Below are 17,281 nucleotides of genomic sequence, written 5' to 3'. Positions count from 1 at the left end.
CCCGTGAAAAGTATCCCCCCGGCACAGCCGGAAGCGACATTTCGCCTGCATCAGGCCCGGGTATCGATAGATAACCGGCAGTTACTCAGCCCCCTGTCCCTGGAATTTACCCCCCGGCGTGTGACCGGTTTAATCGGTCATAACGGCTCCGGGAAATCGACCCTGATTAAACTGCTGAGCCGGCAGAATCCGGAATTCGGCGGGGAGATTAGCTGGCGGGGCAAACCCCTTCACCAGTGGGGTGCCCGCGAATTCGCCCGTCAGGTGGCCTATCTTCCCCAACACCTGCCGGTAACTGAAGGGATGACCGTCACTGAACTGGTGGCTCTGGGACGCTATGCCTGGCACGGGGCGCTCGGCCGGGTCACCGATGAAGACAGAGAGATCATCGCCCGGGCCATCGAAAGCGTATCGCTGACCCGGCAGGCCAGCCATCCGATCGAGCAGTTATCCGGCGGGGAGAGGCAGCGGGCCTGGATTGCCATGTGTGTGGTTCAGGGCAGCCATTGCCTGCTGCTGGATGAACCCACGTCGGCGCTGGATATTGCCCATCAGAAAGAGGTGCTGTCCGTCATCCGCGATCTCTCACGGCAGCGGCAGTTAACCGTGATCATGGTGCTGCACGATATCAATATGGCAGCACGCTTTTGTGATGAATTTATTGCGCTGCGCCAGGGCGAAAAAATCTTCCAGGGCGGTGTCAGTGAACTGATGACAGAACAGCAACTGGAACACATCTATGGTGTTGCCATGGGCATCATCCGCCAGCCGGAGAACGGGGATCTCATCAGTTATGTCAGATAATCACCTGCCTGACCACCACACACCGATGCTGACCCGCCGTCAGATGCTGGGCCGATCGGCGCTGTTACTGGCCGCAGCCGCCCTCCCCGCCGGCGTTGTTGCTGCAGCCCCTCCGGCAGCTGTGCTACGGGTGGCCGCGCTGGAATGGTCGGCCGTCGAAACCCTGTATGCGCTCGGGCTCACTCCTGTCGCTGTCAGCGATATTCAGGGCTATGATGACTGGGTAGGGGCACCGGTTCTGCCGCCACAGGTGGCCGAACTCGGGTTACGCACCGAACCGAATCTGGAACTGCTGGCCAGCCTCGCCCCGGATTTGCTGATCCTGCCGGAACACTCGCCATTGCCTGTCTCCCGCCTGCAGCAGATTGCTCCGGTATGGGAATATGCCTTCCGTGTGGCGGGTAAAAGTCTGCTTAATGCTGCCCGGGATAATATCCTGCAACTGGCCACACGCCTTCACCGGGAGGCTCAGGCACAACAGTTCCTTGCCGGTTTCGCGCAGCAGATGGCCGGATACCGGCAACAGCTGGCACCGATGGCGGGGAAAAGGATCCTGATGTTCACCCTGATTTCCCCGCGTCAGGTTCTGGTGCTGACACAGGACAGCCTGTTCGGGGAAGTGCTTGCCGCCACCGGACTGGAATGTGCCTGGCAGGGCGCCACCAGCCTGTGGGGCAGTGTGATTGTCGGGACCGAACAGTTACTGACCTGTCAGGCAGATATTGCTTTACAGTTTTCACACAATGATGCATCGGTCACCTCCGCCCTTGCCGGTTCTCCTCTCTGGCAGCAGATGCCGTTTAATCAGCAGCACCGGCGCTATTTGCTGGACCCGGTATGGCTCTATGGCGGGCTTTGTTCTGCCCTGCGTTTTGCCGGAGCACTGGCCCGCAGCGCCGGAGAGTGGCATGCGTAAACCTGTCGGGATCCTCCTTATTTTTCTGCTGTGTCTGAGTGCCGCGGGCTTATTGCTCACCAATACCCTGCATTACATTCACCCGGCCGGAATGACACAACTCACTCCAGCGGCCGCCGCCGATCTTCTGCTGCAACAGCATCTGCTGTTTCAGTACAGCTTTCTGCCGCGTATCGCCGTTGCTCTGCTGGCCGGGGCCGCGCTGGGCCTTGCCGGCTGGCTGTGTCAGCTACTGCTGAAAAATCCGCTGGCGGAACCGGCCACGCTGGGGATTGCCTCCGGTGCCCAGCTGGGGCTGACCCTGGTCACATTGCTGGGTGGCGGCGTGCTGGCCGGTCAGGGATTTTCGCTGGCCGGGGCCACGGTAAGTATGCTGATTATTTTTGCACTCAGCCGTCAGCGTCAGTTATCCACCCTGACCCTGTTACTGACTGGGTTGCTGATCGGCCTGTTCTGCTCTGCCCTGCAAAACGGGCTGACCTTGTTCCGGCATGAACAATTGCAGGATCTGTTTATCTGGAGCAGCGGTAACCTGGCACAGAACGACTGGTCGGTAGCGCGCCGACTGGCACCGGTGCTGATCCTGACCACTTTAGTAGCACTACTGTTTTCCCGGGCGCTGAACCTGCTGCGTCTTTCCGATACCCTCGTCGACAGTCTGGGGGGCAGCAGTCAGAAGATACGACTGGGCGGGTTAGCGCTGGTGACACTGTTAAGCGGATGGACGGTCAGTCAGGCCGGAATCATCGGGTTTATTGGCCTGTTTGCCCCGCAGATTTGTCGCTTATACCCGCATCAACGGTTTATCAGTCACATGCTCCGGGTGATGCTGTTTGGCGCGCTGATTTTGCTGATCTGCGATCAGCTCTCGATATTGTCGGAATCGGCGGGATATCAGTTTACGGCCGGCAATATCACGGCTATCGGCGGTATTCCGCTGATGTTGTGGATCATCGCCCGGGCGCGTTTTGTGACCGCGCCGGACCTGCAGACACCGATCCGCCGGACACTGTCGATGAACGGTAAAAAGGTTACGCTACTGGTACTGCTGATGGTCGGCGTGGCACTGTTCTGTTTTGCTGTGCAACGAAATGCCAGCGGACTGACCTTCAGTCTCCAGGATCCACTGGCTTTCCGCTGGCCGCGGGCCCTGGTCGCCGGCAGCTGTGGCGGTTTATTAGCCATTGCCGGGGTTATCCTGCAGCGCCTGACCGCTAACCCGCTGGCCAGTCCGGAAGTGCTGGGGGTAAACAGTGGTGCGGCCTGCGGGGTGGTACTGATGCTGCTGTTCTTCCCGGCATCGGCCGGGATAGCCATGTTCCCGGCGGCACTCGCCGGCGCACTGTTGAGCCTGGGGATCATCATCTGCTTTGCTTTGGGCAGGCAGACCTCTTCTTCGCGGATCCTGCTGGCCGGCACCGCGCTGAGTGCACTGTCGGCAGCCGTTATCAGCATCCTGCTGGCAAGTGGTGCGCCGAATGCCAGCCAGATCATCAGCTGGCTGTCGGGCTCTTCCTGGGGGGCAACGCCGCAGATGGCACTGACCGGACTGTTACTATTGGTGGTCGCTCTGCCGGTGGCATTGCTCTTTTCCCGCTGGCTGACCCTTCTGACGCTGGGACGTGAGGTCGCCTCCTCGCTGGGCATTGCCCTGCAGCCGGTCACCGCGGTATTGCTGATCTTTTGTGCGGTACTCAGTGCCTGCGCCACACTGTTGCTCGGGCCGATGAGCTTTATCGGCTTACTGGCGCCGCGGATGGTAAGCCTGACGGGTCTGCGTTCGATGACGGTAGCGCTGCCGGTCGCGGCAGTGACAGGCGCGGTACTGATGATGGTGGCCGATACCCTCGGCCGGCTGGTGATTTTTCCTTTTCAGATCCCGGCCGGGATCATGGCGGTGTTACTCGGTACTCCGCTGTTTATCGGGTTGCTATGTGGCAGAAAACGCAACGGGTCATAACCCGTCAGCACTGTCCGGAAGCACATGCCGATAATAGGCAGAAGATTGCCCACGGATAAACTGGTGGGAGTAACGCCTAAGCGCCCTGGTGCCTGTCTGTCAGCACTGTCCGGAAGCACTGTGTGGGTAACAGACAGAGGATTGCCGCCGGGTAAACTGCCGGGGGTAACGACTGAGCGCCCTGGTGCCAGTCAGTCTGCGCTGTCCTGAAGCACTGTGTGGGTAACAGACAGAGGATTGCCACCGGACTATGTGCCAGGATTAATGCCTAAGCGCCCTGGTGCCTGTCAGTCTGCGCTGTCCGGAAGCACAGTGTGGGTAACAGACAGAGGATTGCCGCCGGGTAAACTGCCGGGGGTAACGACTGAGCGCCCTGGTGCCAGTCAGTCTGCGCTGTCCTGAAGCAATGTGTGGGTAACAGATAGAGGATTGCCGCCGGACTACGTGCCAGGATTAACGCCTAAGCGCCCTGGTACCTGTCTGCCCGAACTGTCTGGAAGCGAAGGTGGGTAACAGACAGAGGGTTGCCGCCGGGTAACTTGTTAGGATTAATGGCGGAGCGCCCTGATGCCTGTCTGCCCGTACTGTCCGGAAGCGAGTGTGGATATCAGACAGAGGGTTATCGCCGGGTAACCTGCCGGGATTAACGACTGAGCACCCTGGTGCCTGTCTACCCGAACTGTCCGGAAGCGAGGGTGGATAACAGACAGAGGGTTGCCGCAGACGAACAGAAATAGCGGGCGGCACAGGATGGCCGATCGCCGTTGCGGGGATCCCGCAAGGCCTGCGCCTCCGGCAGAAATACTCCCGGGAAAAATTCTGTCCGGCAGAGCTGAGGGTAGCTCTGTCCGGACGAGAGACGCCTAAGCATGGAGAAGAGATTCGGGTCTCCCGGCAGGGCTGGCCGGGAGATATCCCCCTAGAAAGACACTACCGTTTTCAGCCCGGCCACCCAGGCATCCGGCGTGCTGCCGGCACCGCCCGGATTATGCCAGTACTGAATATCCGGCTGCACTTCCAGCCAGGATGTCGCGCGGATACGATAATACAGCTCGGCGTTCACCGAATAACCGATAGCCGGATATCCGTTTACGCCCGGAGTCAGTCCCTGACTGGCAAACCGTAACTGCTCGTTCGCGTAACCGCTCATTTTAATGTAACTGACGCCCAGACCCAGCCAGTCTTCGGGACGCGCATCCAGTAACCCGCGATAACGCATCGACACAGAAGTGCTCATACGCACACGATTAGTCCGCTGATCCGAAAAGCTGCCACTCCAGGAAACGCTCATCCCGCGGGCCGCATCATCCGCGTGACGGGTAACCTGCTGGTTTGCCGATGCCCAGATAAACCCGGTGGTACTGTACGAAAGGTAGCCCTGAGGGTCGCGGCTGCCATCCTGTTGCGACACGCCCCGGGACAGATGCTGCTGACGGGCATTAGTCAGCAAGGCCCCAAGATTGTAGACGCCGGGCAGTCCGTTGACCTGCGTTTTCAGTTCTGCCTCGACCGGGAATAATGCCCCGCGGCTGCCCCGGGTTGACCAGCTCCAGGCATGGCTGCGATCCGCCACACGCGGGTTCTGTTCCATCACCCCGGCTTTCAGGGTCCACTCCGGTGTCAGTTTATAAGCCAATGTGGTGCCCCAGCTATGAACATTCCAGTTATTCCACAGCATGGCATTGGCGGATTTCCCGCCGCACTGACTTAATACCTGAAAATCACACGGGATAGACTGGTCAAAGGTCTGAACCTTATTGATCAGTCCCACCCGCCAGGAGAGCCGGTGGTCCAGGAAACTGCGCGAGAACGTCAGCCAGCCAAGACGGGTTATCGACTGCCCGCCCCAGCTTTCCTGAGCCAGGTCGTTAAAGGGAATCGAGGGATTTTGCAGACGCGAGACGGTCAGGTTACTGTTATGGTTACGATTGACGATGTTCCCTTCAATCGCTGCATCCGGAATACCGGTCAGGGCTTGCAGATCCTGGTTAAAGGTCAGTGAGAACTGATCAATATATTCCGCTTTACTGTGGCTGTTATAGCCGCCCGCCATATTGACCGCTGTCTGGCTAAGGTAGCCGAGAGAATAAGTAAAGCCGCGGGCTTGCAGTCCCGAACGCAGGCCTCCCAAATCGCCAAGCAAGCCTTCCCGGGGCGCTTCAAACCCCAGAACGCTGTAATCCGGGACGGTTGCCAGCGCTGAAGAAGATAAAAATAATGCCGTAATGATGACTGAAGGTTTAAAAGGGCCGTATTTCCCTGAGTTATCCATATTCTCATCCTGAAAGATTATCCGTTATCCGTTATCCATTGACGGTGCTATAACACTAAAGCCCGAATTAACAATATCCTGTAATAACGCCAGCTAACGAAGTCAATACGCAGGGATATCACTGCCTCTGCGTCAGGCGGTTTTACTGCGTATTCGCGTACCTCAGAAAGCTGGCGGAGACTGTGTTCAGGCACAGCGATTTTACGTAACCCACTGAATAGAGGCTACTCCTCGCGTCTGCTCACTGTATCACCCGGCGGAATGAGTGAAAGCGTATTTTGCTTTGTTCACTCAGTATTGTGACTGCGGTCATAGTCAACTGAACGGTAAATAAGAATATTTCCATCCCGTGCAACTGTTGAAAAATAATTACCCTTTTTCCTGTCCGTCAGGGGTAGTGAGATTATGGAAAATAATCTGACCGATATGACCTTGCCTGATCACAGAAAGACGTTATTCCGGGAGGGTGACCGGCCGTACGGACAATGGCTGCAGGCGGATCAAAAATGCGAATTCTGCTCCGGCACCCGTAATTTCAACGGGTTATTACCGGTTGAGGCTGCCATTGTGCCGTCGGCTGGCGTATACTTTTTCCTCCGACTGCTTAGATAATCGCCCTCTGCTTATGATCTCCTGGAAGAAGAACCTGTTTTCCCTCTGGCTGGGATGTTTTATTACAGGTTTAGGTACTAGCCAGATTCTGCCCTTTCTGCCGCTCTACATTTCACAACTCGGCCACTACAGCACGGCGGACCTCACCCTGTGGTCAGGCCTGACCTTCAGTATTACCTTTCTGGTGTCGGCTATCGTCTCGCCTATGTGGGGACGATTGGCAGACAGCAAGGGCCGCAAGTTGATGCTGATCCGGGCGGCTATCGGCATGGCGATCGCTATTTTCTTCCAGGGACTGGTAACCCATGTCTGGCAGCTGTTTTTATGGCGCGGCATTATGGGACTGGCTTCCGGCTATATCCCGAATGCCATGGCACTGGTCGCCTCTCAGGCACCGAAAGGCAGGAGTGGCTGGGCACTCAGCATTCTTTCTACCGCCCAGATCAGCGGTTTTCTCTGCGGGCCGTTACTCGGAGGTTATCTGGCAGATACCATTGGTCTGCGCCCGGTGTTTCAGGTGACGACCGGCTTGCTGGTCATTGCCACGCTGGTGACTTTTTTTCTGATCAAAGAAGAGCCGCACCCCCCGCGGCAGAAGAACACGGTCAGTAAACCGCCTTCTGTCTGGCAGACCGTCCCTTCTGCCAGCGTGATACTGAGCCTGCTGTTCTGCACCTTGTCGGTTCAGTTATGTAACGGGTCAGTAAACCCTATCCTGTTTCTTTATGTTCAGCATCTCTCCCCCGACAGCCATAATATTGCTTTTATCAGCGGGTTTATCGCGGCTCTGCCGGGGATGTCGGCCCTGATCTCCGCCCCTGTCTGGGGACGAATGAGCGATACTCTGGGCCCCCGCCGGATCATCTCTGTCGCCTTTATCATGTTTATCCTGCTGCTGACCCTGATGTCTCTGGTCAGTAGTGTGACGCAATTTTCTCTGCTGCGTTTTCTGCTGGGATTTGCCGACGGCGCCATGTTTCCCGCCATCCAGTCGCTGCTGTTGCGTCACTCTTCGGCCAAAATTTCCGGGCGGGTATTTGGTTACAATCAGTCTTTTATGAACCTGGGGAATGTTACCGGCCCGCTGCTGGGCGCCGTAACGTCCGCATCGCTGGGAATGGGCTGGGTCTTTCTGGCATCGGCGGTGGTGATCCTGCTGAACCTGATTTACCTGAGCCTGACCTTCCGGCGCGCCGGCCGGGCTGGCACGCTGAAGCCGAATAAATACCGTCAGAGATAAGCCCGGCAGGTTGGAGCCCCGTAACGAACTCAGCCCCGGCGAGAGATACACCCCGCTATCAGCGCAGGATTGCTGGCCTGCACCAGACGTTCCGGGCATTACGCGTCGTAAAAGATAAGTGAGCCGTGTTTCGGTCCCGTAGCGAACTCAGCCCCGTCGGGCCTCAGTTTACTTCGGCAGATCTGTGCCCTGCTAACGGCGGAGTCCTGTCGGGGCATTCATCAGTATTAACGTAATGAGCGTTGTAAAAAATAAACCCGGTGGGCTGTTGGCCCATAACGAATAGCATCCCCGCCAGGCCGCAGGTTCCCCGGACGGAGATGCACCCCGCTATCAGCTCAGGTCACCACTCAGCGCGGCATAAAAACTGGCCTGCTGAGCCAGTACAGAGTATCGATCAGCCGTCAGCTTCTGCACGTACCGATCAGGTCAGTTTAAAATGCCGGTCCGGCTGTAACGCCGGGGGCAAAGGCGACAGGTCGTTCATTTCCAGCATATGGCGCTCAATGGTCAGACAGATCGCATCCAGCGGTAACTGATTAGAGGCTGTGCCGAACGGCCGTTCCAGTTCTTCGGCCAGCGACTCCAGTGAAAGAAAAGTATAGGAAATAAATGCCGACACCAGAATGGTCATATAATGCAATTCTGTCACCAGCGAGAACGGTAACAGGGTACAGAAAAGATAGACGGTGCGGTGCAGGATCAGCGTATAGGCAAACGGGATCGGGGTGTTATCCAGCCGTTCACATCCCCCAAGTATGCTCTCGAGTTTACGCAACGGCTTGTCCAGTTCAGCGAACAGAATATCTGACAGTTTCCCTTCACGACGCATTTTCCCGAGTGACTCCCCCAGACACAGCAATACCCGGTTGGCGGGAAAAGGACTACGGATCACCTGCTGAAAAACCGCTTGCGGCAGCAGACGTTGTAAATCCGGTCCCGGGTCGTTGCCCCTGAGCTGATGCTTCAGCGCATACGCATAGGCCGATAATAATTGAGAAAAGCTGATTAATTCCGGGGCATTGGCCGGTAACAGGGAATGAAGCTGACGTAACATAATACGGCTGTTAATCAGCAGTGTACCCCAGAGTAAACGAGCTTCCAGAAAGCGGGCATAACTCGCATTGTTGCGAAAGCCCAGGAAGATCGCGATGGCTATGCCCAGCAGGCTGAACGGTGCCGTAGTCAGTCGCACGTTCAAACTCTCATACCAGGGCAGGCTCAGTAAGGCCAGCAGGGACATCAGTACATTCAGGCTCAGACGGAACGAGATCTTTGAAAGGACTGAACCATGCCAGTCAAATAAGCGGATAAACCAGTGCTGAGGTTTTCGGATAATCATGCGGATGTCGGCGGTGGTTAGCGGTCTGACGATTATACAATAATTCTCAAGTCTGACCTCAGAAATTGCCATCCCTCTCCCCGCACGCTACCCCCCGCTGCGGCATAGTATTTAATCACTTACTGTTACATTCAGGCCGCCCGGCATTACACATGTTAAATATTTACCTGCCTTTCCATTTTAATGCCTGGTATATTTAATAATAAAATCAATAAGTTGTCAGTTACCCCACAATTAACTAACAGATTTAATTCAATATTATTACACAAAACCATTCACATTTGATCACATTTGGCGTTACACTTCGGCCAGTTTTTACCAATGACCAGGCGTATTATGATGTATTCAAAGAAAATTGCTTTCAGTCTTACCCTGTTATCCGCGGCCACCTTCAGCCAAAGTGTGGCCGCAGCCACCGAAAAAACCGATGTCTTGCTGATAGGTGGCGGCATCATGAGTGCTTCGCTGGGGACCTGGTTGCATGAACTGCAACCGGACTGGCAGCAGATCATGGTGGAACGACTGGACGGTGTGGCCGAAGAATCGTCGAATGGCTGGAACAATGCCGGTACCGGCCATTCTGCAAATATGGAGCTGAACTATACGCCGCAACGTGCTGACGGTAGCATCGATATCAGTAAGGCACTGGAAATCAATGAATCCTTCATGATTTCAAGACAATACTGGTCTTCCCTGGTCAGACAAGGGGTACTGAATAACCCGCATTCCTTTATAAACTCCACGCCGCATATGAGCTTTGTCTGGGGCGACACCAATGTGGATTATCTGCATAAACGCTATGAGGCCCTGCAGACCAGTACCCTGTTCCAGGGAATGAAATTTTCTACCGACCAGAATCAGATCCGTCAGTGGGCGCCGTTAATCATCGAAGGCCGCGACCCTGCGCAAAAAGTGGCCGCCACCTGGACACCGCTGGGGACCGATGTCAACTACGGAGAGATTACCCGTCAGCTGGTTAGCAGCCTGAAAAAACAGCCTAATTTCAGTCTGGAACTCTCTACTGAAGTGACCGGCTTCTCACGTAATGCCGATAATTCCTGGCATGTGACCGTCAATGATCGTAAAACCAATACGACCCATGAAATTGATGCCCGCTATGTCTTTATCGGTGCGGGCGGGGCCTCACTGAAGTTATTGCAGCAGACGAAAATTCCGGAAGCAGAAAACTATGGCGGTTTCCCGGTCGGCGGCTCTTTCCTGGTGACAGAAAACCCAGCCATTACCGAACATCATCCGGTGAAAGTGTATGGCCAGGCCTCGGTCGGTGCGCCACCGATGTCCGTACCGCATCTGGATGCCCGCAATCTGGACGGTAAAAAAGTGGTCCTGTTCGGGCCCTTCGCGACCTTCTCGACCAAATATCTGAAGAACGGTTCGCTGTTTGATCTGCTGAATGCGACCACTGTTCACAATTTCATGCCAATGGCGCATGTGGGGATTGATAACTTCGATCTGGTGAAATATCTGATAGGCCAGGTCATGCTGTCTGATGAAGACCGTTTTGCCGCGCTGAAAGAGTACTACCCTGACGCGAAACCGTCAGACTGGCGTCTGTGGCAGGCCGGTCAGCGGGTGCAGATCGTGAAGAAAGATGCCAGTAAAGGCGGCGTGCTGAAACTGGGCACCGAGATCGTCACCGATCAGCAGAATACGCTGGCCGCGCTGCTCGGGGCTTCTCCGGGGGCGTCAACAGCCGCACCGATCACCTTAAATGTGATCGAAAAGCTGTTCAGCGATAAAGTGAAGACGCCGGAATGGCAGCAGAAAATCCGTGCCATTGTACCGAGCTATGGCCGTAAGCTGAACGGTGATGTGGCGCTGACTCAGCAGGTGTGGGATGAAACGGCTCAGACGTTACAACTGACCAAACCGCCGGTGATCGCCGCCCCAGCCGCCGCGCAGACATCGACCCCGTCAGCAGAACACACGGCCAGTCCGCAACAGGATATGGCTCTATAGGGGCCCTGCACCGCTAAACCGCGATGCAGAGCGTTGATTAACGGATTTCCAGCGGGGTTTCCCGCTGTGGCGCAGGGAAGCGTCTCTCCAGTAATTGCAGATCAGTGTCCGTCAGTTCGCCTGTTAAGGCAGCAGCATTGATGGCGGTATGTTCAGTACTGCCGGACTCAGGGATCACCAGCATATTCCCCTGCCGGATAGCCCAGCGCAGCAAAATATCCGCACTTCCGGTCTGATACTTCTCCGCCAATGCCTGCACGACCGGGTCGTGCAGTAATTCACTGCCATGCCCGCCGAGCGGCGAGTAGCCCATCACGGTGACCCCGTGTCCGGCGCTCCAGGGGAGCAATGAATATTCCACCCCACGGGCGGCCGGGTTATAGAAAATCTGATTCACCGCACACTGATCCCCTCCCGGCGTCTGCCAGAGCTGCTGCATGGCGCGGGTATCGAAGTTGGATACCCCCCAGGCCCCGATTTTACCCTGCACTTTCAGCCGTTCGAACCCCTCGATAATTTCTTCCAGCGGATGTTCCGATGACCAGTGCAGCAGGTAAAGATCAAGATAATCTGTCTGCAGCCGGCGCAGTGAATCCTCGCAGGCTTTCTGCATTGTACCGCGTGAGGCATTCCACGGATAAACCTTGGATACCAGCCATGCCTGCTCACGGATCCCCTTCAGTGCTTCGCCGATCAGGGTTTCAGACTGGCCGTCTCCGTACATTTCGGCGGTATCGATCACCCTAATCCCCTGAGATAACCCGAAACGTAATGCGTCGGCTTCCTGCTGACGGGCATGGCGTCCCTGCCCCAGACGCCAGCTTCCCATGCCGACGGCAGGAAGCTGCTGACCATTCAGCGCCACTGTATGCATGATTACCCTCCTGATACCGGGGGTCATCCCGGTTGTTGATTATTTTCCAGTAATTTCTGTTTTTTCCCCAGCCACAGGCTGTTGACGGGGTCCGCTTGCACACCGATAACACCAATCCCGGCAAGCCCTCATGTGCCCAAGGAATATTCCCTGTCAGCCCGTTGACGGGGCTCTGCACAGAGTAAAGGCCAGTTAATTCCGGTGCAGGGCCTTCCCATCCCTAATCAACTCGCGCAGTGAACTTCTCCTTATCGCAGCGACCTGTATTTTTTCAACATTAAAGACAAGCAAAAGAAAAAGCAGGACGGTATCAGCAGATAAAAGGAAAAAAACCAGATAAAGGCAAAAACCGCGTGTAGCCAACAATCTGAAAAAACATAGTGTAAGATGCCTGAAGCTCTTAATCATGCACATTCCCCCCCAGAAAAGCATACTCCATCACCCGCTTTCTCCCGGCACGCTCAGCGGCTCGTATTGAAGGATAGTTACTACTTTCAATGGTTCCCCATAGCAATGCCGGTGCGCGGTGTATGCTGAGAAAGGAAAGTAAGGCCTGTTGTGCGGCACCCGCAACGTGCTTTCCGCGAAAGCGCGGAATAACAATCTCTTCGGTGATCCACAGTCCGGATACAAAAGCCCGGCGTCCGTTCTCACAGATGATAAAACCGGCACGCGCCCCCTCATAAACTATGATGAACAGGCCTCCATCCTGAATGGCATCGCGAATGTCTTCTTCATCTGCAGGAAACACCTTATCCTTCAGAAAAGGATAGCGGGAATACGTCCCGGCATAAGCCAGTTCCAGAGCCTGAAGGCACCATTCAACTGACTGCAGGCAGGCCCGCTCAATGCGGACAGTCTGGACGCTGGTAGCCGCTTCATTTTTTTCATGCATGCTTTTGCCGACATAGAAAAACTGATCGGCACAGCCACGCGTATCCTCAGACACGGGCCGGAGAACGCGGACTGAATGTGCGCCTATGGGATGCCATACATCCAATATTGAGGCCATAGCCCGCCGGGTCAGAGGAGCAGAGCTGGCGACCAGATCAATGAACGGCTTATTCAAATCGCCGCCTCTGTATCGTGGTCCGGTGAGGTAGTCATTACCGTCGCAGGAAACGATTTTCTGGAGAAAAAAATCCTGAGGCAGCCCGGTCTCCCGGAAAGGGAAGTTTGATGAAAAATTGCTGTCCTCGCACCAGAGAAGCTGTTCATCAATATAGTCTTTCATGCCGTTCCTGAGTAACCCGGAGTCAACAGGCAGCCAGCTGAACTGCTCAACCATATAATCAAGCATTAACTTATTCCTTTTATTTCCACGGGGATGCCTGTTTTATAGAAAGAATGGGGTTGATAACGTCTTTTCTTTCAGCTCCGGGGCGTGCAGAGAAACGACAATACGTAACCCGGGCGTGACATTACCAGCAATGACGCCAGTTTCGGATACCCGCATTGCAGCCCTGCCACGTCGTGCCTCAACGGCCAAAACAACAGCGCTTACCCGAAAAAAAGAAACTGGCTACGCTTGTTGCATTCTCCTGTTGTATGGAGGCGACGGCTCAGGATGACCCTTGACAAAAGGTTATCCCATGCCGACGGCAGGAAGCTGCTGACCATTCAGCGCCACTGTATGCATGATTACCCTCCTGATACCGGGGGTCGTCCCGGTTGTTGATTATTTTCCAGTAGTTTCTGTTTTTTCCCCAGCCACAGGCTGTTGATAAGCCACAATAAAGAAAGCGGGATCGCCAGCCAGGCGATCAGGCTGCCGCTCAGACCTACCGCATTCATTGCCGTCCAGCTCCAGGCGCCGGCCTGATCGCCGGCGCGGTAGACGACGGTGTCAGTGACATTTTTCGCCTTATACTTTTTTTCCCGCGAAAGCACGGTAAACAGGACTTCCCGGGCCGGGCGTGCAAAGGCAAAGTTCCCTGCCCGACGCAGTACAGCGAAAATAAACAGGCCCGCCAGCGTCGGCCAGACACTCAGCATCAGGAATCCGGCCAGCGTGACCAGCGGCAGGATCGCCAGGACCCGCCGGGTCCCGTAGCGACTGAGCAGGCGGCCGGTGATCAGTAACTGGCTGACCAGTGTCAGAATATTGACCGACAGATCACTGGCGGCAAAAAAGGTGGTGCGGCTCTCATCACTTTTGAAGATCTGATGCACCAGATCCGCCTGACGGAAATAGACAAAGGTGGAGGTAATAGAAAAAAGCAACATATACAGACAAATGTTCAGCAGATAACCGGAGCGGGCAATGGCCGATATGCCGTCGAAAATACCGCCCTTCACCGGGCCGTCATCCGCCTGAGCCGCTGCCCTATCGGGATCTTCTGTGTCAGACAGGGGATTTTTCCGCACCTGCGTATTCAACTGACGGACACAGAAGACCGCGACTTCAAGCAACACGGCTGAGAGCAGAAAAAGTCCGCTCATATTCAGCCAGCGGACCAGCGTGGTGGTCAGCAACGAACCTATCACCGCCCCCAGGGTGGCCCCCGCAGCCATCAGCGAAAATAACCGGCTGGCACGTTCACGGGTAAAGATATCGGCCACCAGCGACCAGAAGACCGACACCACATAGAGATTAAAGACAGAGACCCAGACAAAAAATACCCGTCCCAGCCAGCGATGATCGCCGCGGGGCAGATAAATCATCAGTGCGGCAAAAATAAGCAGGTGGACGATAAAAAACCGGTAGACCCAGGGAATAAAACGCCGTCGGGGAAGCCTGGAAGATAACGCCGAGAATGGCAGGGTCAGCAGGATCATGACAACCAGGGTGGCGGCGAACAACCATTGCAGATTATTCACTCCCCCGTCAATACCCAGCGTATCGCGTATCGGACGGATCACATAGTATGCCGATAATACACAGAAAATATACAGCATACTCCAGAGCAGCAGCGAGACTTCTTCTCTGCGAACACCTGCGGTATGCATGAGTTTTCGAATTAACGGATGCAGGGCACCTGTCGCCCCTTGCGGTTGATGTTGCATGCATTCTCCTGACTCCAGTGAATGATGCACTCAGCCATGCAGAAAGCATTCTCCACGACTCAATGCGCGCCTGAGTCTACAGGTATAGCGTCAAACCGGCGGAAATTCCAATTCACCGCCGGTGACGCAGCGCTCAGGGGATGGTCACGCGGCTCACGGGACTTGTGGCCGGAACAGATCAAACCGCTGTTCGTCGCTGATCCCGTAATAGGCTGAAGGTCCGCCGGCACGCAACACCGGCTGTGCCTGACTGGTCTGATAGACACCATCGGTCAGTAAACGGGGATCGATATGAATACGCACCACTTCACCGAGCACCAGCCAGCTGTCCAGTTCACGACCGTCCGCATCCTGCAGCCGCAGACATTGCGTGAGACGGCATTCGAAATGGACCGGGCTCTCCGCGACACGGCAGGCCGCAACCTCGACAGAAGGCAGTGTTTTTAGTCCGGCATAGGTAAATTCATCACCCTCCGGCGCCAGTGCGGCCGAACTGGCATTCATCGCTTCCGCCAACGGCCGTGTCACCAGGTTCCAGACAAATTCTCCGGTACGGGTGATATTGGCCACACTGTCTTTCCAGCCGCTGCTGGCAAAGCCAATCACCGGTGGCGAATAATTGAAACAGTTAAAAAAGCTGTACGGGGCAAGGTTATGATTTCCCTGCCCGTCATGGGAACTTATCCAGCCGATTGGCCGCGGGCCGATAATCGCATTTAAGGGATCATGTGGCAGACAGTGCCCCTGACGGGGCTGGTATGTATAATGTTCTTTTGTCACAGGCCCTCCTGATTAGCCGGTACAATAGAATACCGGGCCTACAGCACCCGGCATAGGTTCAGACATTCTCTGTCATTTCACTGTGTGAAAGTTGCTGACGACGGCGTAGCTGCGGGAACATCACCATCCATAGCCCAACCACCACCAGTGTTCCCACTCCACCGATCACCGACGCCGATACGGCCCCGATGGCACTGGCCAGTACGCCGGTCTCAAATTCACCCAGCTGATTCGACGTGTTAATAAAGATGGAATTCACCGCATTCACCCGTCCGCGCATGGCGTCCGGGGTATCCAGCTGGACCATTGCGCCGCGGATCACCATGCTGACCATATCAAAGCCGCCCAGCGCAACCAGTGCCAGCAGCGACAGAACCACATTATGGGATAACGCGAAGACCACGGTAGCCACCCCAAAACCGGCGACACAGCCAAACATTATCAGACCAGTATGCCGGTGAAAGCTGTTGCGGCTGACCCAGATCCCGGTCACCAGCGCACCGACGGAGGGTGCCGCACGCAGCGCGCCCAGTCCCCAGGCCCCGGTGTGCAGAACGTCATGGGCAAATACCGGCAGCAATGCGGTAACTCCCCCCAGCAGTACCGCGAATAAATCCAGCGATATTACCCCGAGAACATCTTTACGTTTAACGATAAAATCCAGCCCGGCGAACAGGTTACGAAGGGTCATCGGTAACGGTTTGAGCGGTTCATGCTGGTATTTCAGCCGCATCATGACCAGTAACGAAATCAGATAACAGACCGCCGCCGTGCCATAGGCCAGCGCCGGGGAAACCACGTATAACAGCCCTCCGGCCATCGGCCCGGCAATCACCATCGCCTCGCGAAACACCTGGTTGGTTGCCATGCCTTTTGACAGCACACTGGCGGGTAACAGAGCCGGTAACAGCGAGGTCATCGACGGGCCTTCAAACGCCCGGGCCAGCGAAAAGATAAATACCAGCGACAGCAGCAGCACGGCACTGCCGGGCATCAGAAATGACATCAGGATCAGACCGATAGCCGCCAGGAACTCGACACTTTGCCCCCCGAGGATCAGCGACTTTCGGTTGTACTGATCGGCGAGATGACCGGCCGGTAAGGCCAGCAGCACCGAAGGGACGAATTGCATCAGCCCTATCATGCCCAGCATAAATGCACTGTGCGTCATCGAATACAGCTGCCAGCTGACGGCGAGTGAGATTATCTGAAAACTGAGTGAGGAACAGGTCTGTGCCGTCACATAGGCTCGAAACCCCGTGTGATGAAAAATGCGCGATGAAGGCTCCCCGGAAGAAGAGTCCATAAGTGTGCTCCGGAAAAATGAGTAGCGTTATTATTAGGCCGCCAGCATAACTGATTCCTGCGGGCAAGCCAATGTGATGAACAGCGGTCATAAGACCTCCGCCCTCCCGAGAATCCCCTGCGGGCACGGCATTTTTCTGCAGGAAGGGATTCTCCCGGCGTAATGATAATTATCAGCTATGCTTTATCG

13 protein-coding genes are annotated in these 17,281 nt (G+C 55.6%); 5 read left to right on the top strand and 8 right to left on the bottom strand.

The window, feature by feature from the left end; all coding sequences use genetic code 11:
• Positions 1-12 precede the first annotated feature (12 nt).
• From ABD035_RS04715 to fhuB, 3 genes are read left to right on the top strand one after another with little or no spacing between them, the layout of a single operon-like run.
• Positions 13-804, top strand: a complete 792-nt coding sequence (locus ABD035_RS04715) for an ATP-binding cassette domain-containing protein (RefSeq protein WP_425579708.1) — start codon at positions 13-15, stop codon at positions 802-804.
• Complete coding sequence (gene fhuD, locus ABD035_RS04710; RefSeq protein ID WP_343868073.1) at positions 794-1,720, top strand: Fe(3+)-hydroxamate ABC transporter substrate-binding protein FhuD; 927 nt, start codon at positions 794-796, stop codon at positions 1,718-1,720. Before ABD035_RS04715 ends, fhuD begins: the two co-directional genes overlap by 11 nt.
• Positions 1,713-3,680, top strand: a complete 1,968-nt coding sequence (gene fhuB / locus ABD035_RS04705) for a Fe(3+)-hydroxamate ABC transporter permease FhuB (protein WP_343868071.1) — start codon at positions 1,713-1,715, stop codon at positions 3,678-3,680. Before fhuD ends, fhuB begins: the two co-directional genes overlap by 8 nt.
• A gap of 670 nt (positions 3,681-4,350) precedes the next feature.
• Here fhuB and ABD035_RS04700 read toward each other — a convergent pair.
• Both ABD035_RS04700 and ABD035_RS04695 read right to left on the bottom strand, forming a co-directional pair.
• On the bottom strand, positions 4,351-4,551 hold the full coding sequence (locus ABD035_RS04700) for a hypothetical protein (protein ID WP_343868069.1): 201 nt from the start codon (positions 4,549-4,551) through the stop codon (positions 4,351-4,353).
• A gap of 48 nt (positions 4,552-4,599) precedes the next feature.
• Positions 4,600-5,952: a carbohydrate porin gene (locus ABD035_RS04695; protein ID WP_343868067.1), complete on the bottom strand. Its 1,353-nt coding sequence runs from the start codon at positions 5,950-5,952 to the stop codon at positions 4,600-4,602.
• A 625-nt stretch (positions 5,953-6,577) separates the two neighbouring features.
• On the opposite strand from ABD035_RS04695, the gene ABD035_RS04690 reads away from it, so the two are divergent.
• Positions 6,578-7,804, top strand: a complete 1,227-nt coding sequence (locus tag ABD035_RS04690) for a multidrug efflux MFS transporter (protein WP_343868065.1) — start codon at positions 6,578-6,580, stop codon at positions 7,802-7,804.
• Positions 7,805-8,228: 424 nt separating this feature from the next.
• On the opposite strand, the gene ABD035_RS04685 is transcribed toward ABD035_RS04690, so the two are convergent.
• The gene (locus ABD035_RS04685; protein WP_343868230.1) at positions 8,229-9,146 is read right to left on the bottom strand and encodes a bestrophin family protein; all 918 of its coding nucleotides are present in this window, start codon (positions 9,144-9,146) and stop codon (positions 8,229-8,231) included.
• 336 nt (positions 9,147-9,482) lie between these two features.
• On the opposite strand from ABD035_RS04685, the gene mqo reads away from it, so the two are divergent.
• Positions 9,483-11,126 (top strand): malate dehydrogenase (quinone), encoded by a 1,644-nt coding sequence (gene mqo, locus ABD035_RS04680; RefSeq protein WP_212712805.1) that lies wholly within the window; start codon positions 9,483-9,485, stop codon positions 11,124-11,126.
• Positions 11,127-11,163: 37 nt separating this feature from the next.
• On the opposite strand, the gene ABD035_RS04675 is transcribed toward mqo, so the two are convergent.
• From ABD035_RS04675 to ABD035_RS04655, 5 genes are all read right to left on the bottom strand, one after another.
• Positions 11,164-12,000: an aldo/keto reductase gene (locus ABD035_RS04675; protein ID WP_343868063.1), complete on the bottom strand. Its 837-nt coding sequence runs from the start codon at positions 11,998-12,000 to the stop codon at positions 11,164-11,166.
• A gap of 400 nt (positions 12,001-12,400) precedes the next feature.
• Positions 12,401-13,300: a GNAT family N-acetyltransferase gene (locus ABD035_RS04670; protein ID WP_343868061.1), complete on the bottom strand. Its 900-nt coding sequence runs from the start codon at positions 13,298-13,300 to the stop codon at positions 12,401-12,403.
• A 341-nt stretch (positions 13,301-13,641) separates the two neighbouring features.
• Positions 13,642-15,006, bottom strand: a complete 1,365-nt coding sequence (locus ABD035_RS04665) for an NTP/NDP exchange transporter (protein WP_343868059.1) — start codon at positions 15,004-15,006, stop codon at positions 13,642-13,644.
• 153 nt (positions 15,007-15,159) lie between these two features.
• Positions 15,160-15,786 (bottom strand): flavin reductase family protein, encoded by a 627-nt coding sequence (locus ABD035_RS04660; protein ID WP_343868057.1) that lies wholly within the window; start codon positions 15,784-15,786, stop codon positions 15,160-15,162.
• Between the two features lie 58 nt (positions 15,787-15,844).
• Positions 15,845-17,092, bottom strand: a complete 1,248-nt coding sequence (locus ABD035_RS04655) for an MFS transporter (protein ID WP_343868055.1) — start codon at positions 17,090-17,092, stop codon at positions 15,845-15,847.
• Between the last annotated feature and the right edge of the window lie 189 nt (positions 17,093-17,281).

Source organism: Tatumella terrea, from assembly GCF_039523755.1.
Lineage (GTDB): Bacteria > Pseudomonadota > Gammaproteobacteria > Enterobacterales > Enterobacteriaceae > Tatumella > Tatumella terrea.
This window is presented reverse-complemented; position numbering and strand designations above follow the sequence as displayed.